Origin of the sequence: Streptomyces sp. NBC_00057, assembly GCF_045041165.1 — a bacterium.
In the GTDB taxonomy this organism is placed as follows: Bacteria; Actinomycetota; Actinomycetes; order Streptomycetales; family Streptomycetaceae; genus Streptomyces.
In genome coordinates, this window is the sequence record NZ_CP108256.1 from 3,429,609 (window position 1) to 3,453,485 (window position 23,877).

The following is a 23,877-nucleotide window of genomic DNA, read 5'->3' on the forward strand; positions in this document are numbered from 1 at the left end:
CGATGCAGCACTCCCTACCCGCTGTGCGCGCGCCTATGCACTGAGTGGCACTTGGTTCCGGGCTGCGGAATTGCGACCGGTCAGGAATATGGCTTGTTCCCGAAGGAGTTCAGAGCAGTTCGGAAGAGTTCGCACCAGGACGGACCGCGCCGTTCCCAGCCGGGTCCTAGCCGAGGTATTTGCGCAGTCGGTCCTGGAGATCTGCAATGAACTTCCCGCGCTTGGGCTTCGCCTCGACGCTGCCGAACACCGAATAGCCGTTGACGACCACCACTGGCGCTTCGGGGTCCGCGGATTCCAGTGTGGCGACTTCGAAATTACCGAAGACGCCCGTGCCGCTGCCGCGCAGCGAGATGTTCTCGGGGACCTTGATCTCGACACTTCCGAAGATGGCGGTCGCATTGATCACCGTGAGCCTCTGGCCGAAAAGCGCCTCGGTCAGATCGATCTCCACGCTGCCGAAGAGCGCAAAGGCGTTCGTACGGCCGCCGACCCGCCAACGGCCCTTGCGGGTGGAGCTGCTGAAGATCGCCACCAGGTTCTCGGCCGGGCCCGTGGGGCTCTCGTGCCCGAACGTGCCGGGCGCAGCGGCCGGGCGGGAGGCGCCCCCGGGGGCGGGCAGATCCCGTACCAGCGGTTCCAGTTCGCCGATGGTCTTGGCGCGGTAGACCGCATCGACCCGCTCGGCGTGTTCCTCGGCGGTGAGCCGGCCCTCGGCCATCGCCTCGCGCAGGATGTCCGCAATCCGGTCACGGTCCGCGTCGGAGGCGCGAATACCGGTCGGCTCCGCCGGGGCTACGGGCTGCTGGGGGTGCTTTTCGAGGTCCACCGGCCCAGCGTACCCAAACGCGATAGATCGCGACTAGCCCCCACCGCGCCTCCGCCGTGTCGCCCCGCGTCGCTCCCGTGCGGATGCCGAACTGAGCCTTACCTCACAGCTTCGGTGTCCGCGTGGCGTTCTACCCTGGTGGGTGCGCTGTCCAAGGGAGGTCAGCCGCTGTCTGCCGAGTGAGGAATGGCCGTAATGCCAGAGTTTGCGTACTCCGATCTGCTCCCTCTGGGAGAGGACTCCACGCCGTATCGTCTGGTGACCTCCGAGGGTGTATCCACCTTCGAGGCCGACGGCCGTACGTTCCTCAAGGTCGCCCCGGAGGCGCTGCGCACCCTGGCTGCCGAGGCCATGCACGACATCTCGCACTACCTGCGCCCCGCCCACCTGGCGCAGCTGCGGCGCATCGTGGACGACCCCGAGGCGTCGTCCAACGACAAGTTCGTCGCGCTCGACCTGCTGAAGAACGCGAACATCGCCGCCGCGGGCGTCCTGCCGATGTGCCAGGACACCGGCACCGCGATCGTCATGGGCAAGCGCGGGCAGAATGTGGTCACCGAGGGCGGTGACGAAGAGGCCCTGTCGCACGGCATCTTCGACGCGTACACCAAGCTCAACCTCCGCTATTCGCAGATGGCTCCGCTCACCATGTGGGAGGAGAAGAACACCGGCTCGAATCTGCCCGCGCAGATCGAGCTGTACGCCACCGACGGCGGCGCCTACAAATTCCTCTTCATGGCAAAGGGCGGCGGCTCGGCCAACAAGTCGTTCCTCTTCCAGGAGACGAAGGCCGTGCTGAACGAGGCCTCCATGATGAAGTTCCTGGAGGAGAAGATCCGTTCGCTGGGTACGGCCGCCTGCCCGCCGTACCACCTGGCGATCGTCGTCGGCGGTACGTCGGCCGAGTTCGCGCTGAAGACCGCGAAGTACGCCTCCGCGCACTACCTGGACGAGCTGCCCGCCGAGGGCTCCCCCACCGGTCACGGCTTCCGGGACAAGGAGCTGGAGGAGAAGGTCTTCGAGCTGACGCAGAAGATCGGGATCGGTGCGCAGTTCGGCGGCAAGTACTTCTGCCACGACGTGCGTGTCGTCCGCCTCCCCCGCCACGGTGCCTCGCTGCCTGTCGCGATCGCCGTGTCGTGCTCGGCGGACCGCCAGGCCACCGCGAAGATCACCGCCGAGGGTGTGTTCCTGGAGCAGTTGGAGAAGGACCCGGCGCGCTTCCTGCCGGACACCACGGACGAGCACCTGGACGAGGCGGGTGACGTCGTCAGGATCGATCTGAACCGGCCGATGGGCGACATCCTCGCCGAGCTGACCAAGTACCCGGTCAAGACCCGCCTTTCGCTGACCGGCCCGCTGGTCGTGGCGCGCGACATCGCGCACGCCAAGATCAAGGAGCGGCTGGACGCGGGCGAGGAGATGCCGCAGTACCTGAAGGACCACCCGGTCTACTACGCGGGCCCGGCGAAGACGCCCGAGGGGTACGCCTCCGGCTCCTTCGGCCCGACGACGGCCGGCCGTATGGACAGCTACGTCGCGCAGTTCCAGGCGGCAGGCGGCTCCAAGGTGATGCTGGCCAAGGGCAACCGGTCCAAGCAGGTCACGGACGCGTGCGACGCGCACGGCGGTTTCTACCTCGGCTCGATCGGCGGACCGGCGGCGCGCCTCGCGCAGGACTGCATCAAGAAGGTCGAGGTCGTCGAGTACGAGGAACTCGGCATGGAAGCGGTCTGGAAGATCGAGGTCGAGGACTTCCCCGCGTTCGTCGTCGTCGACGACAAGGGCAACGACTTCTTCACCGAGCCCGCCCCGGCACCGACGTTCACCAGCATTCCGGTGCGGGGTCCGGGTCTCGCCTGATGAGTTGAGACGTACCGGAGACACGAGAAATACGGTCCCGCGGGGGGCGTTCCGGCCGCATTCCATCGGCCGGGGCGCCCCCGCGGGCCGTTCCCACCCCAGCGGGCGTTGTCAGTGGGGGCGGCTGGGTTGGGGATCAGGACGACAGGAGCGCAGAGCGGGGAGAATGCCGGGCATGCCCGGTACACCCACCGGCTTCGTGTGTCGTCCACCGCAGATCGAGATGGGCCGCAAGCACGGTCGGCCCGTGCACCTTGTCCACCCGCGCACACCACCATGGACTGCGCGCAGTGCGGAGCGAGAACCAAGCACGCACTACCTCTCTCGGAACGAACCTACTCGTGCACCGCGTGCGGAGCCGTATCCCCCAGGGACAAGAACTCCGCCCGCGTGATGCTCGTCCGGGCTGGTCTCAACCCGGCTGGTGCTGATCGCGCAAGAGCTGACGGACCGCCGGTCCGCAGCCGACATGAGCCAGGAATCCCCTCCCTCCAGGGAGGGGAGGATGTCAAAACCATGCAGATTACATTCGTGCAATCCGGGGGCCATGGGTGAGCACGACTGGTGACTATGGGCCGGTGACACAAGACATCGAACAGGCGGACGGCTGGCCGGACCGCGCACCGGATATCGATCCGGCCGGCACGTCGCGCGGCGAGCGCCGTTATCGATTCCTGGTCGCCGGATACGCGCTCTCCTCGTACGGCACCTTCCTGAACATGGTGGCGCTCAATCTGTTCGTCTACGAGACGACGGGCAGAGCGCTCGCGATGGGCCTGTTCATGGCCGTGCGGCTCGGGTCCGGATTTCTCGCCGGACTCGCTGCCGGCGGTCTCCTCGCCCGATTCACGGCCAAGAGCCTCATGCTGTGGACGAATGTGGCGCAGGCGACGGTGATGCTGTTGCTGGTCTTCGCGCCGGAGGGGATGCGAACGGCCGCGCTGATGGCCGTTTCCGTGGTGGTGGGCGCCTGCGGAACGCTTTTCATGGTGTCGTTGCGCAGCTCCATTCCCGAGATGGTCGGCGACGAGCGGCGGTCATGGGCCAACTCCCTTTCCATCACAGGACGTTCGCTGGCCATGGTGGCCGGTTTCGCTTCGGCGGGCGTGGTGGTCTCGCTGGTCGGCTACACCGCCGCGTTCGTGGTGGACATGGCCACCTTTGTGGTCTGCGCCGTGACGGTGGCCCTGCTGCCGATCGCGGGCGGGGGCAGGGGGAAGGACGCCCGGCCGGAATCGGAGGGCGATTCCGGCGGGCGTACGCAGGAGGGGAAGCGGGGGACCGGGACGGAGCGGCGGCGGACACCGGGGGCGTTCCTCAGGTATGCCGCCGCGCCCGCTCTCGGTCTGATGGTGGTGCTGCGGGGTGCGGACGCCTTCGGTTCGTCCTCCCACAACGCCGCGCTGCCGGTCTACTCCGCCGGACTCGATGCCTCGCACCCTGCCGTGTTCGTCAGCGCGTTCTGGTGCCTGTGGGCGCTGGGGAACGTCGTCGCACAGCAGTTGATCCAGCGGTACATCAGGCGCACCGGGCGGGCGGTGGGTGCACCGGAGTTCGGTTACGGCACGTGTCTGATGTCCGGGGCGTTCATTCTGGCGTTCGCCGGATTCCCGTCGGCGGCGACCGCCGTGATCGCACTTGTCGCGGGGGCGGCCGACGGGCTCACCGAGGTCTCGTACACCTCGCATCTGCAGACGCTCCCCGCCGATCTGCGCGGTCATGCGTTCGGGCTCTCCGCGACGGTGGAGAATCTCGGGTTCGGCGTCGGCATGATCCTGGTCGCGACGGCACTCGACAGCCACAGCCCGCTGACCGTCGTCGCCTGTTCCCACGGGGTGACCATCGTGATCGCCGTGGTGTTCCTGATCAGGGTGGCGGGGTCGCGGAGGCGAGATCGCGTCCCCGCGCCCCGCTCCGGTGCCGATCGCGGTGGGCAGGTGCGGTGAGGGTTCGCGTACGACGGAATTCAGCCAATCTTGAGGCGCACCCGTGCGTGGCCGGCGGGCACGGGTAGTGCCCGGGAACGGGGTGCCCCGTGTCCCGGCCCTCCGCAGTGTCTTCCCGGACGCCCCCGGCACGAGCCCCGTACGCCCCCGGCCACCTCGGACCCGGGCGCCGGGGCGGCCGTTCCGGCACCGCCGATTTCACGCAGCGGGCCGCGCCGCCGACTTGCGCCTTGTCGGGCCGCTGCGGTGGGTTGTCGGACGTTCCTGCAGTGCTCCGCCGACCCGGGGCATCAGGAAGCAGTCCTGGGGAACCAGGAAACAGCCGCCCCCCGACACCCCGGGCGCCGCGCCGCGCCCAGCGGCTCGGCGCGGGTTCGTCCACCCTCACCTCACCGTCGAACACCGGAAAGGCGGACGCCGTATGACGCCGCTTCCCCACCGCAGCCACGCCGACGACCTGCTGTCCTTCATCAGGGCCAGCCCTTCCCCGTATCACGCGGTGGCGAGTGCCGCCCAGCGGCTGGAGAAGGCCGGCTTCCGTGAACTGCGCGGCACGGACGACTGGACGGGCACGACCGGCGGCAGCTTCGTCGCCCGCGGCGGTGCCCTGATCGCCTGGTACGTCCCCGAGGGCGCCCCCGCGCACACCCCCTTCCGGATCGTCGGCACACACACGGACTCCCCGAATCTGCGGGTCAAGCCCACCCCCGACACCGGGTCGGCTGGCTGGCGGCAGATCGCCGTCGAGATCTACGGCGGCGTTCCGCTGAACACCTGGCTCGACCGTGATCTGGGCATCTCGGGGCGGCTCGCGCTGCGCGGCCCCGGCGGCGGGGTCGAGTCCCGGCTCGTCCAGATCGACGAACCACTTTTGCGGGTGCCCCAGTTGGCCATCCATCTGGACCGTACGGTCAATGAGGGGCTCGCCCTCGACCGGCAGCGCCATCTCGCCCCGCTGTGGGCGCTCGGGGCGCCCGAGGAGGGCTCGCTGCTGCGCCGGGTCGCGGCGGCCGGGGAGGTGGACCGGGACGACGTCCTCGGCTGGGATCTGATGCTCCATGACATCCAGCCGCCCGGATATCTCGGCGCGGACCGGGAGTTCGTGGTGTCCGCGCGGCTGGACAACCTGGTGTCGGTACATGCGGGCGTCACGGCCCTGGCGGGAGCGGCGACCGCTGACGACGATCCCTCGTGCATCCCCGTCCTGGCGGCCTTCGACCACGAGGAGGTCGGCAGCGGTTCGGAGACGGGCGCGCAGAGCCCCCTGCTGGAACGGGTCCTCAACCGTTCGGTCACCGCGCGCGGTGGCAGCTCCGAGGACTTCTCCCGCGCCCTGTCCGGCGCCTTCTGCATCTCCGCCGACATGGCGCACGCGGTGCACCCCAACTACGCGGAACGGCACGATCCGGGCCACCATCCGCTGCCCAACGGCGGCCCCGCGGTCAAGGTCAACGTCAATCAGCGGTACGCCACCGACAGCACCGGCATGGCGGTGTTCGCGGCGGCGTGCGAGCGGGCGGGTGCGCCGTGGCAGCCGTTCGTCTCCAACAACGCGATGCCGTGCGGCACGTCGATCGGCCCGCTCACCGCGGCCCGGCTGGGTGTCTCGACGGTCGACGTGGGAGTGCCGGGGCTGTCCATGCACTCGGCGCGCGAGCTGTGCGGCGCCGACGACCCCGGTCATCTGGCGGCCGTCCTGGGCGCGTTCGTGACGTCCGGCTGACACACCGGCCGGGGCGGGGTGGCCGAAGCCGAGGGGCGGGGCGGCCGAAGCCGCCCCGCCCCTCCCTGCACCGCGGGAAGGAATTACGCGAACCGCTGCTCCGCACCGCCGTCGCAGGTCTGCAGCTTCAGCGGGTCCTTGGCCGCCGCGAGCGTCAGGCACAGCCCGGTCGAGGCCGCCGGGCGCAAGGTGCCCGACTGCCTGACGAACTGCTGGTTGGCCGCGCCCGAGCAGTTCCACACGATGAGCGTGGCGCCCGCCTTGTAGTCGGCGCCCGGCACGTCGAGGCACCGGTCGTGGCTCAGCTCCGTCACGATGCTCTTCGTGCCGGAGTCGTGCCACCAGCCCTGGTTGCGGCCGCCGTGGCAGTCCCAGCCGCCGATCTCGGTGTCGTTGCGGGTCACCGAGGCGGGGACGTCCACGCAGGTGCCCGTTGCCTCGTTCTTCAGGGGCTTGAAGACGTCGTCCCACGCCGCGGCCTGCAGGACGGGCGATCCGGTGCTCGCCGGGTCTGCGCAGCTCGCCTCGCGCAGGGACGAGTTGTAGATCTGGGTCAGGCAGGAGGCGAAGGCGGCGTGGCCGCGCGCGTTCGGGTGGAAGGACTGCCGGACGGAGTTGGAGTCCGGCGGGAAGTGCGACAGGTCGATGTAGAGGCCGCGGGCCCAGGTGTTCTCGCTGCAGACCTCGTGGCCGTGGAAGAGCCGGGAGTTGTCGAGGTAGACGGCTCCCGTGTCGGCGGCGGCCTTGCGCATACCGCGCTCGAAGGCGGGGACCGCGACGTTACGGCCCCAGGAGGCGTCGGAGTCGTATCCGGCGCAGCCGCCGGGAAGCTTGCCGGGGAAGTCCGGGTTGTCGTAGAAGTCCGGGCCGATCGGGCTCGGGTATCCCATGACGACGAGCTTGTAGTCGCTGTTGCCGTATCCGGCGTCGGACATGACGGTCTTCAGATCGCGCACCGTCTTCTCGACCTTGGGGACGAGTCCGTCGACGCGCGCCTGCCAGCCGCCCTCGTACTTCGGCTGGCAGGTCCCCTGGGAGAGCACCCAGCGCTGGACGCAGTCCGTCATGACCGGGCCGAACTGGAGGTCGTCATTGGCGCCGGCGACCAGCACGATCATCTTGATGCGGGTGTTGCGGGCCTTGACGGCGAGGTTGTCGCTCTGCACGAGTTCGTCGGCGTACTGCTTCGATCCGCCGATCACGATGTTGCCGGTGTACGCGCCGGAGCAGGAGACGTTGTACGTGACGTCGGCCGGGATCCCGGTGCGGTGGATGGCCGAGTCGGGCGAGCGGTGGCACCAGTTGTCGGGGCCGTTCGTGCCCGCCTCGTACGTGCCGACGCCCTCGCCGGAGATCTCGCTGTCGCCGAGCGAGATCAGCCCGGTCTTGCGGTCGGCGAGCGGGCGCTCGGCCGGGTCGCCGTACAGCCGGGTGGCTTCGGCGGCTCGAATGGCCTCCAGCTCGGGCGACAGGGGGGTGGATGCGGTAGTGGTGATACCGGACCGGTCTGCCGCGCCCGCCGGCCCTGCGGCGGCGGCCATGCCGCCCAATGCCGCCGCCATGGCCGCGGCGGCCGCGACGGTACAGCGAAGTCTGTGCCTGGTGCGCCTCATTGCGCCTCCCCGGGTTGTGGTTACCCCCGGTATTTACTGGTCGGTAGGCGACTTGGGAATACACAGAACGAGACAAGTGCTCAACTTTTTCAGGAGGTTGAACCCCATGGACGACGCACAGGCCCCCGCACAGACCCCCGCGAGCGGCACGGATTTCCGCATCGAGCACGATTCGATGGGCGAGGTGAGGGTGCCGAAGGACGCCAGGTGGCGGGCCCAGACGCAGCGCGCGGTGGAGAACTTCCCGATCTCCGGCCAGCGCCTGGAGCGGGCCCACATCGAGGCCCTGGCCCGGATCAAGGCGGCCGCGGCCAAGGTGAACGCCGAGCTGAAGGTGCTCGCCCCGGACATCGCCCTGGCCATCCAGGAGGCCGCCGAGGAGGTCGCCGAGGGGCGCTGGGACGCACACTTCCCGATCGATGTCTTCCAGACCGGGTCCGGCACCTCGTCCAACATGAACACCAATGAGGTCGTGGCCACCCTCGCCACCGAGCGCCTGGGCCGCAAGGTCCACCCCAACGACCACGTCAACGCCTCGCAGTCGTCCAACGACGTCTTCCCGTCCTCCATCCACATCGCCGCGACCGCGGCCGTCACCGGCGAGCTGATCCCGGCGCTGGACCACCTTGCTGCCGCGCTGGAACGCAAGTCCGCCGAGTTCGCGACGGTCGTGAAGTCGGGGCGTACGCATCTGATGGACGCCACGCCCGTCACCCTGGGCCAGGAGTTCGGCGGCTACGCGGCACAGGTCCGGTACGGCATCGAGCGGCTGCGCGCCTCCCTCCCCCGCCTCGCCGAGCTGCCGCTGGGCGGCACGGCCGTCGGCACCGGCATCAACACCCCGCCCGGCTTCTCCGCCGCCGTCATCGCCGAGGTCGCCCGCGCCACCGGGCTGCCGCTCACCGAGGCCAGGGACCACTTCGAGGCGCAGGGCGCGCGGGACGGGCTCGTGGAGACGTCCGGCCAGCTCCGTACCCTCGCCGTCTCGCTCACCAAGATCTCCAACGATCTGCGCTGGATGGCGTCCGGGCCGCGCACCGGTTTGGCCGAGATCAGCCTCCCCGACCTCCAGCCGGGCTCGTCGATCATGCCGGGGAAGGTGAATCCGGTCATTCCCGAGGCCGTTCTGATGGTCGCGGCCCAGGTGATGGGCAACGACCAGACGGTCGCCGTCGCGGGCGCGGCGGGCAATTTCGAACTGAATGTGATGCTTCCGGTCATCGCGAAGAATCTGCTGGAGTCGGTGCGGCTGCTGGCCAATGTCTCCCGGCTGCTCGCGGACCGTACGGTCGACGGGATCACCGCGAACGTGGAGCGGGCCAGGGAGTACGCGGAGTCCTCGCCGTCCGTCGTCACCCCGCTGAACAAGTACATCGGTTATGAGGAGGCGGCGAAGGTCGCCAAGAAGTCCCTGGCCGAGCGCAGGACGATCCGCGAGGTGGTGCTGGACTCGGGATATGTCGAGCGCGGCGACCTCACGGTGGAGCAGCTCGACGAGGCGCTGGACGTGTTGCGTATGACCCGCCCGTGACATGCGTCGCGGCAACCGGGCTGCGGCATCTCTAAGATCTGCCCATGACAGGTAGTGGACACATCGAGCACTGGGCGCCGGGCGATCAGATCCTGTGGCGCTACCGCGGCAACGGCCCGCTGCGGCGGGACGCCGCGCCGGATCACGCCCAGGGCCCGGTCCACATCTGCCGCCCCGTCACCGTCGTCCGGGACACCGACGAGCTGCTCGCCGTATGGGTGGCGCCCGGCACCGAGTGTGTGAAGCCGGTGCTGGCGAACGGCACCGAGGTGCACGACGAGCCGCTCGCCACCCGCTACACCTCCCCGCGCACCACCGCCCGCTCGACATGGGTGGGCAACGGCGTGCTGAAGCTCGCCCGTCCCGGTGAACCCTGGTCGGTCTGGCTGTTCTGGGAGCCCGGCTGGCAGTTCCGCAGCTGGTACGTGAACCTGGAGGAACCGCGCACCCGCTGGGCGGGCGGCATCGACTCCGAGGATCACTTTCTCGACATCTCCGTCTACCCGGACCGCAGCTGGGTCTGGCGCGACGAGGACGAGTTCGCCCAGGCGCAGCGGGTCGGTCTGATGGCCCCGCAGACCGCGCAGCGGGTACGGGAGGCGGGCCTCGCGGCCGTCGAGGTGATCCGGAATTGGGGCGCGCCGTTCCGGGACGGCTGGGAGGACTGGCGGCCCGATCCGCGCTGGCGGGTTCCCGCGCTCCCGGATGACTGGGACCGTACCCCCTCGCATATGCCGTCGTGAGACCCTTGATGCACCCCAGGGGGGCAAACGTAGGATCGTCCTCCGGAGGACCGCTCCGCTCCAACCGGCGGACGCGGCACCGGACCTGACCGCAAGTCATCACACGAGCACCACGCACTGCATGAGCTGTATGAGCTGTATGAGCAGCATCAGTCGTATGAATCGCATGAGCCACTACGAGGGGGTGGAGACGTGCTCGCTTTCGCCCGCCCCGTCGCCGGAAACGTTGTCGCCGAACCACGCTGCGGGCATCCGGTTTCGGCCCCTCGTTCGCGGGCATCCGGTGACAGCCGTTGTTATCGCCGCTCTTGCCGGGGCACAGTAGCGCCCCACGAGGTGATTGCCTCATACAACCGGCCCGGACGGACGGAACCCCACGCGTGACGGAGCATCCCACCTCCCACGAAGGCCGGCAGCCTCTTGCCGCCCGGTCGCAGGAACGCACCCGGCCGCGGCAGCAGGATGCCGCGCCGGCCGCTTCCCCTGCCACCGCCGCGATCCCCGGCCCGGCCACGGCGCCGGGCTCGGGAGCGAATCCGGCGGCTTCCGCGGCGAACCCCGGCCCCCCAGGACTCGACCCACAGGCCGCGGCCCGTCGCGAGGGCGACCGGCTGCGTTTCGTGGGGGCCGCCACCCGGCGGATCGCCCGCGGCATAGACCTGGACGAGATCGTGCTGGGCCTGTGCCGGGCCAGTGTGCCGACGTTCTCCGACGCCATACTGGTCTACCTCCGCGACCCGCTCCCGGTCGGCGACGAGCGGCCGGTCTCCCCGTTCGTGCTGCGGCTGCGCCGGTCGGACCGGCTGCGTTTAAACGAGGAGGAGACCGAGACCTCGTCGGAGATCGAACGGCTGCGGCTGCCCGCCATCGATCCGCACGGCGACCTGCCCCCGGCTGCCGAGCTGTGCGAGGTCCGCTCGGGCGGCGCGCTCGCCGAGGTACTGCGCGGCGTACGGCCGGTCTTCGGGGACTCCGCAGCGGCCCGCGCCGCACTGCCCGAACTGCTCGGTACCGGACGGACCGTACCCACCGGACACCGTGCGATCCTCGCCCCGCTGCGCGGACGGCGACGGGTGATCGGCGCCGCCGTCTTCCTGCGCGGAACGGAACGGCCGCCCTTCGAGGCCAATGACCTGCTGGTCGCCGCCCAGCTGGCGACGCACACCGCGCTCGGCATCGACAAGGCCGTGCTGTACGGACGCGAGGCGTACATCGCCGACGAGCTGCAGCGCACCATGCTGCCCGACTCGCTGCCGCAGCCGACCGGCGTCCGGCTCGCCTCCCGCTATCTCCCGGCCGCCGAGACGGCCCGGGTCGGCGGCGACTGGTACGACGCGATCCCGCTGCCCGGGAGCCGGGTCGCCCTGGTCGTCGGCGACGTCATGGGCCACTCGATGACGTCTGCGGCGATCATGGGCCAGCTGCGCACCACCGCGCAGACCCTCGCCGGGCTCGATCTGCCGCCGCAGGAGGTGCTGCACCACCTCGACGAGCAGGCGCAGCGGCTCGGCAGCGACCGCATGGCGACCTGCCTGTACGCGGTGTACGACCCCGTCGCGCACCGCATCACCATCGCCAACGCCGGACATCCGCCGCCCGTCCTGCTCCATCTGGGCGGCCGCGCGGAGGTGCTGCGGGTGCCGCCCGGCGCTCCGATCGGCGTCGGTGGTGTGGACTTCGAGGCCGTCGAGCTGGACGCTCCCGCGGGCGCCACGCTGCTCCTTTACACCGACGGTCTGGTGGAGTCCCGGCTGCGGGACGTCTGGACCGGGATCGAGCAGCTGCGCGAACGTCTCGCCGCCACCGCCCGGCTCACCGGCCCGGATCATTCGCCGCCGCTGGAGGCCCTCTGCGACGACGTGCTCGACATGCTCGGCCCCGGCGACCGGGACGACGACATCGCGCTGCTGGCCGCCCGGTTCGACGGGATCGCGCCAAGTGATGTCGCGTACTGGCACCTGGAACCGGAGGAGACAGCTCCAGGACGGGCCCGCAGGCTGGCCCGCCGGGCGCTGAACCGTTGGGGGCTCGACGATCTCTCCGACTCGGTGGAGCTGCTGGTCAGCGAGGTGGTGACCAACGCGGTGCGTTATGCGGAACGGCCGGTGACGCTACGGCTGCTGCGCACCGACATCCTGCGCTGCGAGGTCGGCGACGACGCACCGCAGCTGCCCCGGCAACGCCGGGCCCGGGACATGGACGAGGGCGGCCGCGGCCTGTTCCTCGTGAACCGGCTGGCCAGACGGTGGGGAGCCACTCGTCTTTCGACCGGCAAGGTGGTCTGGTTCGAGATGCCGACCCGGGGCCAGTAGGGGGTCCGGGTCGGGGGCGCACAAGAGCCCTGCACGGACGGTAGCCAAATGTTGCCGACCTCCTGTCGGCGGAGTTGACTTCAGTCGTGAACGAGACGACCTGACCGAAACCCCCACCGACGGGAGGACGCTCGTGCCTGAGGAATCGAAGACCAAGAACACCCCCTACACCACGAACAACGCCGGAATCCCGGTGGAGAGCGATGAACACTCGCTCACTGTCGGATCCGACGGTCCGATCCTGCTCCAGGACCACTACCTCATCGAAAAGATGGCCCAGTTCAACCGGGAACGGGTCCCCGAGCGAGTGGTCCACGCCAAGGGCTCCGGTGCCTACGGCATTTTCAAGGTGACCAACGACGTCAGCCAGTTCACCAAGGCCGACCTCTTCCAGCCGGGCAAGCAGACCGCCATGCTCGCCCGCTTCTCCACGGTCGCCGGTGAACAGGGCTCTCCCGACACCTGGCGCGACCCTCGCGGGTTCGCCCTGAAGTTCTACACGGAGCACGGCAACTACGACATGGTCGGCAACAACACGCCGATCTTCTTCGTGCGCGACCCGATGAAGTTCCAGGACTTCATCCGCTCGCAGAAGCGCCGCCCGGAGAGTGCCCTGCGTGACCACGACATGCAGTGGGACTTCTGGACCCTCTCCCCCGAGTCCGCGCACATGGTCACCTGGCTGATGGGCGACCGCGGCATCCCGAAGACGTACCGCAACATGAACGGCTACAGCTCGCACACCTATATGTGGGTGAACGCGGGCGGCGAGAGGTTCTGGGTCAAGTACCGCTTCAAGACCGACCAGGGCATCGACTTCTACCCTCAGGCCGAGGCCGACGAGATCGCGGGCAGCGACGGCGACGTCCACCGCCGCGACCTGTTCGAGTCGATCAAGCGGGGTGATCACCCGAGCTGGACGCTGTACGTCCAGATCATGCCGTTCGACGATGCGCCGGACTACCGGTTCAACCCGTTCGACCTCACGAAGGTGTGGCCGCACGGCGACTACCCGGAGATCGAAGTCGGCCGGATGACGCTCAACGAGAACCCCGAGGACTTCTTCGTCCACATCGAGCAGGCGTCCTTCGAGCCGTCGAACCTGGTGCCCGGCATCGGTCCGTCGCCCGACAAGATGCTGCTCGGCCGGCTCTTCTCGTACCCGGACACCCACCGGTACCGGATCGGCCCGAACTACGCGCAGCTGCCGCCGAACCGTCCGCGGTTCGGCCGGAACTCGTACGCGAAGGACGGCCCGATGCGGTACGAGCCGGCTCGTACCGGAGCGGTCTACGCACCGAACTCGTACGGCGGTCCGGCCGCGGACACCGAACGCTACGGCGACCCGGCGGGCTGGGCCACGGCGGGCGAGATGGTGCACGAGGCCTACAAGCTGCACCGCGAGGACGACGACTGGGGCCAGGCGGGCACGATGGTGCGCAAGGTCCTGGACGACGCGGCGCGTGATCGGCTGGTGTCGAACATTTCAGGCCATCTGCTGGACGGGGTGAGCGCCCCGGTCCTGGAGCGGTCGCTGCAGTACTGGCGCAACGTGGACAAGGACCTCGGCGACCGGATCGCGAAGAAGGTCAACGGCGGCTGACACCGTCGTACGCGGACGCACGGGAGAGGGGCGGTGCCGGCCGGCACCGCCCCTCTCTCATGCGTTCACTGGCTCGACGGATTGTTGTTGCCCGGCCGTCCGGGGTCCGCCCCCTCCCCCGGCAGGCCCGGGGTCTGGCTCGGCGGCGGCTCCGGCGACTGGCTGGTCGGCGGCGGCTCCGGCGACTGGCTGGTCGGCTGGCTGGGCGTCTCGCTCGGGAGCTGCGGCGGCGGGGTCGACGACTTGGACGTCGACGGGTCGGGGCTCGTGGACTGCGAGGGAGTCGTCGGCGGGCTGGCCGGCACGGAGACTTCACCGCGCTCGACATCCTGCAGATCGAACTGGGCACTGGAGCCGCCGCCCAGTGCGCCGAGGGTGTAGTCCGCCCAGATCTGCGCCGGGAAGCCACCACCGTTGGCCCGGCCGGAGTTGGCCGTGCCGGTCAGGCTGACCTGGGCGCCACCGTCGGGGGACTCGCCGAAGAGTGCGACGACCGTGGTGAGCTCCGGGGTGTAGCCGGCGAACCAGGCCGACTTGTTGTTCTCCGACGTACCCGTCTTGCCCGCCGCCTCGTACGCCGAGGTGTTGGCCGCCTTGCCGGAGCCGCCGTCCACGACGCCCGTCAGGACCGAGGTCACGGTGTCGGCCGACTTGCGGCTGATCACCTGGTTCCCGATGCCCTCCACCGGCTCGACGGTGCGGTCCCGGTGCTCGGCGGACTTCACGATGAACGGGGTGACCTTCTTGCCGTGGTTGTCGAGCGTGGCGTACGCGCCCGCCATGTCCCAGGTCGAGGCGTTCATGGTGCCCAGCGTGATGGCGGGGCGCTCGGGGAAGTTCTTGTCCGGTACGCCGAGCTCCAGCGCGGTCTTCTTCACCGCGGGCGGGCCGACGTCGACCACCATCTGCGCGAAGACCGAGTTGATCGACTTGTTCATCGCGGTCTGCACGGTGACGTCGCCGTAGCTCTGGTTGTCCTCGTTCTCCGGGGCGAACGGCGTTTCGCTGCCCACGACCGGACGCTTGCTGGTGCCGTCGTAGCGGGTGTTGACGCCGATCAGATCGCCGTCCTGGGTTTTCGCCTCGTTCTCCAGCGCGGAGGCGAGCACCAGCGGCTTGAAGGTGGAGGCGGGCTGGTAGTCCTGGCGGGTGGCGTTGGAGCGGTAGTGCTTTACGTAGTCCACCCCGCCGTACATCGCGACGACGGCGCCGGTCTTCGGGTCCACGGAGGTGGCACCCGCCTGGACGGTCGCGTCGACCTTGTTGTTCTTGCGGTCGAGCTTGGACTCCAGCTGCTGGTCGACCGACTCCTCCAGCTGCTTCTGCCGCTTCTTGTCGACGTTGAGGGTGAAGGTCCAGCCGCCGGCCTGCCGCACGTCGTCCGTGATGCCCTGCTTGTCCAGCTCCGTGTTGGCGGCATCGACGAGGTAACCGGTCTGGCCCTCCATGCCGGGGGCGGGCTTGGGCTTGTCCGGGTAGGGGAACGTCAGACTGTCGCGCTCGGACTTGTCGAGCCAGTGCATCTCGACCATGTTGTCGAGCGTGTAGCCCCAGCGGTCCTTGACGAGCTTCTTGCCGGTGGGCGTCGCGACCGCCCAGTCGTACTGGCTGGGGGCCTGGAGCAGCGCGGCCAGATAGGCACCCTGGGAGACGTCGAGGTCCTTGGCGTCGACCCCGTAGTAGGCCTGCGCCGCGGCCTGGATACCGCTCGCGCCGCGTCCGTAGTACGAGGTGTTGATGTACCCGGCGAGGATGTCGCTCTTGCCGTACTTCTGGTCGACCTTGAGGGAGATCACCAGCTCTTTGAGCTTGCGGCTGATCGTCGGGTCCTGCGTCAGGTAGTAGTTCTTCACGTACTGCTGGGTGATGGTCGAGCCACCCTGCTTGCCCTTGCCGGAGAGCGTGTTGAGGAGGGCGCGTGTGGTGCCCTTCAGGTCGACGCCCTGGTCCTTGTAGAACGTCTTGTTCTCGGCGGCGACGAAGGCGTGCTGCACCTTCTCGGGGACCTCGGCCAGGTCCACGTTCTGGCGGTTGACCCCACCGGTCCGGGTCAGCAGCGTGCCGTCGCTGTACTGGTAGACGTTGCTCTGCCGCTCGGCCATGGCGTTGGCCTCCGGGATGTCCACGTACAGGTAGAGCGCCACGAAGGCGCCCATGCTCAGCAGGCAGAACCCGAAGAACGTGCCCAGCATCTTCCGCCAGGTGAAGAGTCTGCGTATGCCGCCGCTCTTCGCGGCCCGCCGCGCCCCGCGCCGCTGGGCTCGTCGCGCATCCGCTCGACCCATCGCTGTGTTGCTCCTGTTTCTCTGTTCGACCAGATCAGCTCAGCCCAGACAGCTAACACTGTTGGCAAGGGCAAAACGCGAGTGATGCGGTCTTTTCCGGACGTGACAATCAGCACCCGCTCTCCAGGAACTGACTCACGAGAGGCGCTCAGGGTTGCGAATCCGAGTAATGTGTAATCACATTGCTAGCACCGAGCAAGTCTTTCGAAACGGGGGATCCCATGACCGACCGACACGATCCGCACGCCGTGGCCACCCTGGCCGCCGACCTCACGCCCGACACCCCTCAGATGCCCGAACCACAGGTGAGGGAGGTGACGGCGCACAGCATTCCCGGTGGCCTCGGCCTGCTGCTGACCGTGATCGGAGTGATCGCCGGAATCGGTCTCGCCATCGTCGGCGGCATATTCGGCTCGAACGGGAACAACGGCGTGGGCGTCCCGGTCCTCATCCTCGGGATCCTGCTCGTCATCGCCTCGTTCTTCTGCATGACGGGTGTGAAGATGGTCGCACCGGGCGAGGCGCGGGTGATCCAGCTCTTCGGCCGGTACGTCGGCACGATCCGTACCGACGGGCTGCGCTGGATCAACCCGCTCACCAGCAGCCGGAAGATCTCCACCCGGGTCCGCAACCACGAGACCGCGGTCCTCAAGGTGAACGACGCCTACGGCAATCCCATCGAGCTCGCCGCGATCGTCGTCTGGAAGGTCGAGGACACCGCGCAGGCGCTCTTCGAGGTCGACGACTTCCTGGAGTTCGTCGCCACCCAGACCGAGGCGGCCGTCCGGCACATCGCGATCGAGTACCCGTACGACGCCCACGAGGAGGGCGGCCTCTCCCTGCGCGGCAACGCGGAGGAGATCACCGAGAAGCTGGCCGTGGAGCTGACCGCCCGGGTGCAGGCCGCCGGCGTGCGGATCATCGAATCGCGCTTCAGCCATCTCGCGTACGCCCCCGAGATCGCCTCCGCGATGCTTCAGCGCCAGCAGGCCGGCGCGGTGGTCGCGGCCCGGCAGCAGATCGTCGAGGGTGCGGTCGGCATGGTCGAGATGGCGCTGACCCGGATCGCCGAGCAGGACATCGTCGAGCTGGACTCGGAGCGGAAGGCGGCCATGGTCAGCAACCTGATGGTGGTCCTGTGCGGTGACCGCGCCGCGCAGCCGGTCCTCAATACGGGCACTCTTTACCAGTGACGGAAGAGACCCCCGGGCGCAGACAGCAGCCGCAGCGCAAGCAGATGCTGCTGCGGCTGGATCCCGCGGTGCACGATGCGCTGGCCCGCTGGGCCTCCGACGAGCTGCGCAGCGCGAACGCCCAGATCGAGTTCCTGCTGCGCAGGGCGCTGGCCGAGGCGGGCCGCCTGCCGGGCACGGCCCGCCCGATCCCCCGCCGGGGGCGCCCCCCGAAGGACAAGTCGAGCCCCTCCGGCGATTGAGGGCCGGGGGCCGGAGGGTCGGAGCCTCGGGTATGCACCCGATGTATACACGCCATGTACAGTGCTGTGCATGTCTATCGGCCACACCCTGCTCGGACTCCTGGAGTCCGGCCCCCGCCACGGCTACGACCTCAAGCGCACGTTCGACGAGAAGTTCGGCCACGACCGCCCCCTGCATTACGGCCAGGTCTACTCGACCATGTCCCGGCTCCTGAAGAACGGCCTCGTCGAGGTCGACGGCATCGAGAGCGGCGGCGGCCCCGAGCGCAAGCGGTACGCCATCACCGAGGCAGGCATCACCGATGTCGGCACCTGGCTCGCGCAGCCGGAGAAGCCCGAGCCGTACCTCCAGTCGACGCTCTACACCAAGGTCGTCCTGGCCCTGCTCACCGGCCGCAGCGCCGAGGCCCTGCTGGACGCCCAGCGCACCGAGCACCTGCGCCTCATGCGCATCCTCACCGACCGCAAGCGCAAGGGCGACCTCGCCGATCAACTGATCTGCGACCACGCGCTCTTCCACCTCGAAGCCGATCTGCGCTGGCTGGAACTGACCGCCGCCCGGCTGGACCGACTCGCTGCGGAGGTACGCGGATGACGCCCGCCGGCTCACTGCTCAGCGCCGAGAACCTGTACAAGTCGTACGGGTCCACGCCCGCGCTCGACGGTGCCTCGTTCTCCATCCACCCGGGCGAGGTCGTCGCCGTGATGGGCCCGTCCGGCTCCGGCAAGTCGACCCTGCTGCACTGCCTCGCCGGAATCGTCACCCCCGACAAGGGCACGATCACCTACGCGGGCCGCGAGCTCTCCGCGATGTCGGACGCCGAACGCAGCGCCCTGCGCCGCACCGAGTTCGGCTTCGTCTTCCAGTTCGGCCAACTCGTCCCCGAGCTGACCTGCGTGGAGAACGTCGCCCTGCCGCTCCGTCTCAGCGGCGCCAGGCGTAAGGACGCCGAACGCACCGCCCGTCACTGGCTGGAGCGCCTGGAGGTCGAGGACATCGGCGCCCAGCGCCCCGGCGAGGTCTCCGGCGGCCAGGGCCAGCGCGTCGCGGTGGCCCGTGCGCTGGCCGCATCGCCGAAGGTGATCTTCGCCGACGAGCCGACCGGCGCCCTGGACTCCCTCAACGGCGAGCGGGTCATGGAACTGCTCACCGAGGCGGCCAGGTCCGCCAATGTCGCCGTGGTCCTGGTGACCCACGAGGCCCGGGTCGCCGCGTACTCCGACCGCGACGTCACCGTGCGCGACGGCCGGGTCCGCGACCTGGAGCACGCGATATGACCCTGCTCGATCAGAAGAACGCACCGGCCGACGCACCGCCCCGGCCCACCGGGCCCACCGGCATCGCCGCCCTGCTGCGCGATCTCGGCCTCGGCATCCGGTTCGCCGTCTCCGGCGGGCGCGAGGGCTGGACCCGCACCCTGCTGACCGCCGTCGGCGTCGGCCTCGGCGTGGCACTGCTGCTGGTCGCCGCCTCCGCACCCCATCTGCTCGACCGACGTTCCGCGCGTGAGCAGGCCCGCTCCGAGACCAAGATCTCCGAATCGCCCGACGCCCAGGCCAGGAAGACCGACACCTCGGTGCTCCGGATCAACGCGGATACGGAGTACCGCGGCCGCTCCATCGACGGCTTCCTGATGCGCGCGGACGGCGCCCACCCGGTCGTCCCACCGGGCGTCGCGAGCTTCCCCGCCGCGGACGAGATGGTGGTCTCCCCCGCCCTGAAGGAGCTCCTGGGCTCCTCGGAGGGCAGCCTCCTCAAGGAGCGGCTGCCGTACCGGATCAACGGCACGATCGCCGACGCGGGCCTGGTCTCCCCGGGCGAGCTGCTCTTCTACGCGGGCAGCGACACCCTGACCCCCGCGGGCGGCGGCCACCGGATCGCCGCTTACGGCGATCCGGGCCCGCCCAAGGAGATGCCGCCCATCCTCATCGTGCTGATCATCATGATCTGCGTGGTGCTGCTGGTGCCGGTCGCGATCTTCATCGCGACGGCCGTCCGCTTCGGCGGCGACCGCCGCGACCGCCGGCTCGCCGCGCTGCGTCTGGTCGGTGCGGACATCCGGATGACCCGCCGGATCGCGGCCGGCGAGGCATTCTTCGGGGCGGTGCTCGGCCTGCTGACCGGCCTGGTGTTCTTCCTGGTGGGGCGTCAGTTCATGGGTTACGTCGAGGTGTGGGACGTCAGCGCCTTCCCGTCGGACCTGGTCCCAGACCCCCTGCTGGCCGCCCTGATCGCCGTCGCCGTTCCGGTGGCGGCGTTGCTCGTCACGCTGACCGCCCTGCGTTCGGTGGTGATCGAACCGCTCGGCGTCGTACGCAACGGCCACAGCCGCAGGCGCCGGCTCTGGTGGCGGCTGCTGATGCCGGTCGCGGGCCTTGCGGTACTCGGGCTGACCGGCAAGGTCGACGAGTACTCCCCGGTCAACCCGTATCCGATCGCGGGCGGCGCCGTACTCGTCCTGGTCGGGCTCGCGCTGCTGCTGCCCTGGCTGGTCGAGGCGAGCGTGAACCGGCTGCGCGGCGGCCCTGTGCCCTGGCAGCTCGCCACCCGCAGGCTCCAGCTGAGCAGCGGCGCGGCCTCCCGCGCGGTCAGCGGCATCACGGTCGCGGTCGCCGGTGCGGTGGCGCTGCAGATGCTGTTCGCCGCGGTGGGCGACGAGTTCAACCGGATGACGGGGCAGGACCCGACGCGCGCCCAGTTCTCCACGTTCTCCGAGAACGTCACCGGTGAAGCGGCCACCCGGACCATCAAGGAGTTCCGGGCCACCGAGGGCGTGACGGCGGTCATCGGCACGGTCGAGTCGTACGCCGTCAAGCCGGGCACGTACAAGGGCGACGACATCCAGCCCACCACCTCGCTGACCATCGGCGACTGCGCGACCCTGCGCGAGATCGCCCGGATCGGCTCCTGCAAGGAGGGCGACGCGTTCGTCGTCCACCCCGAGGACAAGGGCATGGCCGAGTGGATGGACGAGACCGCCCGCAAGGGCAAGGCGGTCGAACTCAACTACCAGGCGGGATCGGAGCCCGGCGAGAAGTCGAAGCTGTGGACCCTGCCCGCCGACACCCCGACCGTTCTCACCCGCCGCGATCCGATGGGCGAGGACCGCTGGGGCATCATGGCGACGGTCGGCGCGATCGACCCGAGCACCCTGCCGCACGCGCAGACCAACGCACAGATCCGGGTGGACCGGAGCGTGAAGGACGTCGCCGAGTACGTACGGAACACGGCGGCCCGGCTCGACCCGGGGATGCGGGTCGTCACCCTGAACTCGGTGGCCCGCGACCGGCAGTACGCCAGCGTGCAGACCGGTCTCCAGGTCGGCGCGACCGCGACCCTGCTGCTGATCGCCGCCGCGATGCTGGTCTCGCAGCTGGAGCAGCTGCGTGAACGCAAGCGCCTGCTCTCGGTCCTGGTCGCCTTCGGCACCCGGCGGAGCACGCTCGGCTGGTCGGTGCTCTGGCAGACCGCCGTCCCCGTGGTCATCGGCCTGGTGGTCGCCGTCGCGGGCGGTCTCGGCCTGGGTGCGGTGATGATCTGGATGATTGCCAAGAAGGTGACCGACTGGTGGCTGTTCCTGCCGATGACGGGCGCGGGAGCGGCACTGATCCTGCTGGTCACTCTGGTCTCGCTGCCATCGCTGTGGCGCCTGATGCGGCCGGACGGCCTGCGCACGGAGTGACGGCGCGGTAGCCCGCAAGGGGTGCGGCCCCGGGGGGACCGCACCCCCTTCCACCTGCTCTACGCGCCCGCCGTCACCCGTACCGGCAGCGACTTCATCGCCACCCGCAGCGCCGCCGCGAACTCCTCGAACTCCTCGCGCCTCGCCGCCCCCGTCCGCATCCCCAGCGCCACCCGCCGCGACGGTGCGGGTTCCGCGAAATACCCGGTGGCCAGCGCATCGTTGCGACCGGTCTCGACCGTCACCGCGGTACGCGGCAGCAGCGTCACCCCGAGCCCGCCGGCGACCAGCTGCACCAGCGTGGAGAGCCCGGCCGCGGTCGTGGTGACCGGCGCACCCTCCGTACGCCCCGCCTCCCTGCATATGTCGAGCGCCTGGTCGCGCAGGCAGTGGCCCTCGTCGAGCAGCAGCAGCGGCAGCTCACGCAGGGCCTCGCGCGGTATGTCGGTGCGCCCGCCCAGCCAGTGTTCCCGCTCCATCACCAGGACGAAGTCCTCGTCGAAGAGCGGAAGCTCGGTCACTCCCGGCACCCCGAGCGGCACGGCGAGCAGCAGCAGATCCAGCCTTCCGGCGGCCAGCCCCTCCAGCAGCGAGGAGGTCTGTTCCTCGTGCACCTGGAGGTCCAGCTCCGGGTAGCGCTCGTGGACCAGCCGCAGCACGGTCGGCAGCAGATACGGCGCGACGGTCGGGATCACGCCGAGCCTGAGCACTCCGGTGAACGGCGCCCGGACCGCCTCGGCCTCCTCCATCAGCTCACCCACGGCCTCCAGCACCACCCTGGCCCGGACCGCGAGCCGCTCCCCGGCCGGCGAGAGCAGCACCTTGCGCGTCGTACGCTCGATGAGCTGGACACCCAGTGTCTCCTCCAGCGCCGACACGGCCCCGGACAGTGCCGGCTGACTCATCCCGATCGCTGCCGCGGCGTCCCTGAAGTGCAGATATTCGGCGACGGCCGAGAAGGCGCGCAGCTGCGACAGGCTGGGCTGTTTGGTCCGATTGCCCTGATTGCCCTGCGCCACTGATAGGCACCTCCGATCATCACGACCGAGTGTAGCTATTTCCGTGATCAATGCACCCTGTGCCAAGGTGGAGACCGTCCAACCCTCAGGAACTCCCGAACAAGGGAATTCCTAGCTACAAGGAGAGCGCGTGCTCACTGTCGGTGACAAGTTCCCCGAGTTCGACCTGACTGCTTGTGTCTCGCTGGAGAGCGGCAAGGAGTTCGAGCAGATCAACCACAAGACCTACGAGGGCAAGTGGAAGATCGTCTTCGCGTGGCCGAAGGACTTCACCTTCGTGTGCCCCACCGAGATCGCCGCCTTCGGCAAGCTGAACGACGAGTTCGCCGACCGTGACGCCCAGATCCTCGGCTTCTCCGGTGACTCCGAGTTCGTGCACCACGCCTGGCGCAAGGACCACCCGGACCTGACCGACCTGCCCTTCCCGATGATGGCCGACGCGAAGCACGAGCTCATGCGTGACCTCGGCATCGAGGGCGAGGACGGCTTCGCCCAGCGCGCCGTCTTCATCGTCGACCAGAACAACGAGATCCAGTTCACGATGGTGACCGCCGGTTCCGTGGGCCGTAACCCCAAGGAGGTCCTGCGGGTCCTGGACGCCCTGCAGACCGACGAGCTGTGCCCGTGCAACTGGACCAAGGGCGAGAACACCCTCGACCCGGTCGCGCTCCTCTCGGGCGAGTGAGCTGAAAGCGACATGGCACTCGACGAACTGAAGGCCGCCGTTCCGGACTTCGCCAAGGACCTGAAGCTGAACCTCGGTTCGGTCGTTGGACACGCCGACGACACCGGGCTTCTTACGCAGCAGCAGCTGTGGGGCACCGTCCTCGCCTGCGCGATCGCCTCGCGCTCGCCGAAGGTGCTGCGCGAGCTGGAGCCGGAGGCGAAGGCCAACCTCTCCGCGGAGGCGTACACCGCCGCGAAGTCGGCCGCCGCCATCATGGCGATGAACAACGTCTTCTACCGGACCCGGCACCTGCTGTCGGACCCCGAGTACGGGACGCTCCGTGCAGGCCTGCGGATGAACGTCATCGGCAAGCCCGGCGTGGAGAAGATCGACTTCGAACTGTGGTCGCTCGCCGTCTCCGCGATCAACGGCTGTGGCCAGTGCCTGGACTCCCACGAGCAGGTGCTGCGCAAGGCCGGCGTGGACCGTGAGACCATTCAGGAAGCCGTCAAGATTGCCTCGGTGATCCAGGCGGTCGGCGTGACCCTCGATGCCGAGGCCGTGCTCGCCGAGTAGGATCAGCAGTACCCCTTGTACGAGAAGGGCCCCGAGGACGACCGACCGT

18 protein-coding genes and 1 pseudogene are annotated in these 23,877 nt (G+C 69.3%); 15 read left to right on the forward strand and 4 right to left on the reverse strand.

Annotated features, from left to right (window positions below; genetic code table 11):
* Nucleotides 1-166: 166 nt before the first annotated feature.
* A complete protein-coding gene (locus OG953_RS15790; RefSeq protein ID WP_405684887.1) occupies nt 167-829 on the reverse strand; it encodes a DUF1707 domain-containing protein in 663 nt (220 codons plus the stop codon).
* Between the two features lie 195 nt (nt 830-1,024).
* Between OG953_RS15790 and OG953_RS15795 the strand changes: the two genes are divergently transcribed.
* From OG953_RS15795 to OG953_RS15810, 4 genes and pseudogenes are all read left to right on the forward strand, one after another.
* Nucleotides 1,025-2,692: a fumarate hydratase gene (locus tag OG953_RS15795; protein WP_405684889.1), complete on the forward strand. Its 1,668-nt coding sequence runs from the start codon at nt 1,025-1,027 to the stop codon at nt 2,690-2,692.
* Nucleotides 2,693-2,909: 217 nt separating this feature from the next.
* A pseudogene (locus OG953_RS15800) lies at nt 2,910-3,247 on the forward strand (zinc ribbon domain-containing protein); the annotation flags it as partial.
* 164 nt (nt 3,248-3,411) lie between these two features.
* Entirely contained in the window at nt 3,412-4,638 is a 1,227-nt protein-coding gene (locus tag OG953_RS15805; protein WP_405691855.1) for an MFS transporter, read from the forward strand.
* 421 nt (nt 4,639-5,059) lie between these two features.
* On the forward strand, nt 5,060-6,361 hold the full coding sequence (locus OG953_RS15810; RefSeq protein ID WP_405684891.1) for a M18 family aminopeptidase: 1,302 nt from the start codon (nt 5,060-5,062) through the stop codon (nt 6,359-6,361).
* A gap of 83 nt (nt 6,362-6,444) precedes the next feature.
* Here OG953_RS15810 and OG953_RS15815 read toward each other — a convergent pair whose 3' ends face one another.
* Entirely contained in the window at nt 6,445-7,974 is a 1,530-nt protein-coding gene (locus OG953_RS15815) for a ricin-type beta-trefoil lectin domain protein (RefSeq protein WP_405684893.1), read from the reverse strand.
* Between the two features lie 106 nt (nt 7,975-8,080).
* Between OG953_RS15815 and OG953_RS15820 the strand changes: the two genes are divergently transcribed.
* The 4 genes from OG953_RS15820 (at nt 8,081) to OG953_RS15835 (ending at nt 14,163) form a co-directional block, all read left to right on the forward strand.
* Nucleotides 8,081-9,505 carry a class II fumarate hydratase gene (locus OG953_RS15820; RefSeq protein WP_405684895.1) on the forward strand — a complete coding sequence of 475 codons (1,425 nt, stop codon included), beginning with the start codon at nt 8,081-8,083 and terminating at the stop codon, nt 9,503-9,505.
* A 44-nt stretch (nt 9,506-9,549) separates the two neighbouring features.
* Nucleotides 9,550-10,248, forward strand: coding sequence for a DUF402 domain-containing protein (locus OG953_RS15825; protein WP_405684896.1), 699 nt, complete (start codon nt 9,550-9,552; stop codon nt 10,246-10,248).
* Nucleotides 10,249-10,628: 380 nt separating this feature from the next.
* Complete coding sequence (locus OG953_RS15830) at nt 10,629-12,560, forward strand: SpoIIE family protein phosphatase (RefSeq protein WP_405684898.1); 1,932 nt, start codon at nt 10,629-10,631, stop codon at nt 12,558-12,560.
* A gap of 133 nt (nt 12,561-12,693) precedes the next feature.
* Entirely contained in the window at nt 12,694-14,163 is a 1,470-nt protein-coding gene (locus tag OG953_RS15835; RefSeq protein WP_398632204.1) for a catalase, read from the forward strand.
* Between the two features lie 65 nt (nt 14,164-14,228).
* Here OG953_RS15835 and OG953_RS15840 read toward each other — a convergent pair whose 3' ends face one another.
* Nucleotides 14,229-16,448, reverse strand: coding sequence for a transglycosylase domain-containing protein (locus tag OG953_RS15840; RefSeq protein ID WP_405684900.1), 2,220 nt, complete (start codon nt 16,446-16,448; stop codon nt 14,229-14,231).
* Nucleotides 16,449-16,669: 221 nt separating this feature from the next.
* Between OG953_RS15840 and OG953_RS15845 the strand changes: the two genes are divergently transcribed.
* The 5 genes from OG953_RS15845 to OG953_RS15865 all read left to right on the forward strand — a co-directional run bounded on the left by OG953_RS15845 (nt 16,670) and on the right by OG953_RS15865 (nt 21,566).
* On the forward strand, nt 16,670-17,641 hold the full coding sequence (locus tag OG953_RS15845; RefSeq protein WP_405684902.1) for an SPFH domain-containing protein: 972 nt from the start codon (nt 16,670-16,672) through the stop codon (nt 17,639-17,641).
* A complete protein-coding gene (locus OG953_RS15850) occupies nt 17,638-17,883 on the forward strand; it encodes a hypothetical protein (RefSeq protein ID WP_405684904.1) in 246 nt (81 codons plus the stop codon). The genes OG953_RS15845 and OG953_RS15850 overlap by 4 nt, the downstream gene beginning before the upstream one ends.
* A gap of 70 nt (nt 17,884-17,953) precedes the next feature.
* Complete coding sequence (locus tag OG953_RS15855; RefSeq protein ID WP_405684906.1) at nt 17,954-18,478, forward strand: helix-turn-helix transcriptional regulator; 525 nt, start codon at nt 17,954-17,956, stop codon at nt 18,476-18,478.
* The gene (locus OG953_RS15860) at nt 18,475-19,161 is read left to right on the forward strand and encodes an ABC transporter ATP-binding protein (protein ID WP_405684908.1); all 687 of its coding nucleotides are present in this window, start codon (nt 18,475-18,477) and stop codon (nt 19,159-19,161) included. The genes OG953_RS15855 and OG953_RS15860 overlap by 4 nt, the downstream gene beginning before the upstream one ends.
* Complete coding sequence (locus OG953_RS15865) at nt 19,158-21,566, forward strand: FtsX-like permease family protein (protein ID WP_405684910.1); 2,409 nt, start codon at nt 19,158-19,160, stop codon at nt 21,564-21,566. The genes OG953_RS15860 and OG953_RS15865 overlap by 4 nt, the downstream gene beginning before the upstream one ends.
* A 59-nt stretch (nt 21,567-21,625) precedes the next feature.
* Here OG953_RS15865 and OG953_RS15870 read toward each other — a convergent pair whose 3' ends face one another.
* Nucleotides 21,626-22,585: a hydrogen peroxide-inducible genes activator gene (locus OG953_RS15870; RefSeq protein ID WP_405684911.1), complete on the reverse strand. Its 960-nt coding sequence runs from the start codon at nt 22,583-22,585 to the stop codon at nt 21,626-21,628.
* A 130-nt stretch (nt 22,586-22,715) separates the two neighbouring features.
* Here OG953_RS15870 and OG953_RS15875 point away from each other — a divergent pair, with 130 nt between their 5' ends.
* Both OG953_RS15875 and OG953_RS15880 read left to right on the forward strand, forming a co-directional pair.
* A complete protein-coding gene (locus OG953_RS15875) occupies nt 22,716-23,270 on the forward strand; it encodes a peroxiredoxin (protein ID WP_405684913.1) in 555 nt (184 codons plus the stop codon).
* A gap of 12 nt (nt 23,271-23,282) precedes the next feature.
* Entirely contained in the window at nt 23,283-23,828 is a 546-nt protein-coding gene (locus tag OG953_RS15880; RefSeq protein ID WP_405684915.1) for an alkyl hydroperoxide reductase, read from the forward strand.
* Nucleotides 23,829-23,877: the final 49 nt, after the last annotated feature.

What these genes read in the sequence shown, in the direction of transcription:
- OG953_RS15795 (WP_405684889.1), top strand. Translation starts at nt 1,025, where the DNA reads ATGCCAGAGTTTGCGTACTCCGATCTGCTCCCTCTGGGAGAGGACTCC.
- OG953_RS15805 (WP_405691855.1), top strand. Translation starts at nt 3,412, where the DNA reads ATGGTGGCGCTCAATCTGTTCGTCTACGAGACGACGGGCAGAGCGCTC.
- OG953_RS15810 (WP_405684891.1), top strand. Translation starts at nt 5,060, where the DNA reads ATGACGCCGCTTCCCCACCGCAGCCACGCCGACGACCTGCTGTCCTTC.
- OG953_RS15815 (WP_405684893.1), bottom strand. Translation starts at nt 7,974, where the DNA reads ATGAGGCGCACCAGGCACAGACTTCGCTGTACCGTCGCGGCCGCCGCG.
- OG953_RS15820 (WP_405684895.1), top strand. Translation starts at nt 8,081, where the DNA reads ATGGACGACGCACAGGCCCCCGCACAGACCCCCGCGAGCGGCACGGAT.
- OG953_RS15825 (WP_405684896.1), top strand. Translation starts at nt 9,550, where the DNA reads ATGACAGGTAGTGGACACATCGAGCACTGGGCGCCGGGCGATCAGATC.
- OG953_RS15840 (WP_405684900.1), bottom strand. Translation starts at nt 16,448, where the DNA reads ATGGGTCGAGCGGATGCGCGACGAGCCCAGCGGCGCGGGGCGCGGCGG.
- OG953_RS15845 (WP_405684902.1), top strand. Translation starts at nt 16,670, where the DNA reads ATGACCGACCGACACGATCCGCACGCCGTGGCCACCCTGGCCGCCGAC.
- OG953_RS15855 (WP_405684906.1), top strand. Translation starts at nt 17,954, where the DNA reads ATGTCTATCGGCCACACCCTGCTCGGACTCCTGGAGTCCGGCCCCCGC.
- OG953_RS15860 (WP_405684908.1), top strand. Translation starts at nt 18,475, where the DNA reads ATGACGCCCGCCGGCTCACTGCTCAGCGCCGAGAACCTGTACAAGTCG.
- OG953_RS15865 (WP_405684910.1), top strand. Translation starts at nt 19,158, where the DNA reads ATGACCCTGCTCGATCAGAAGAACGCACCGGCCGACGCACCGCCCCGG.
- OG953_RS15880 (WP_405684915.1), top strand. Translation starts at nt 23,283, where the DNA reads ATGGCACTCGACGAACTGAAGGCCGCCGTTCCGGACTTCGCCAAGGAC.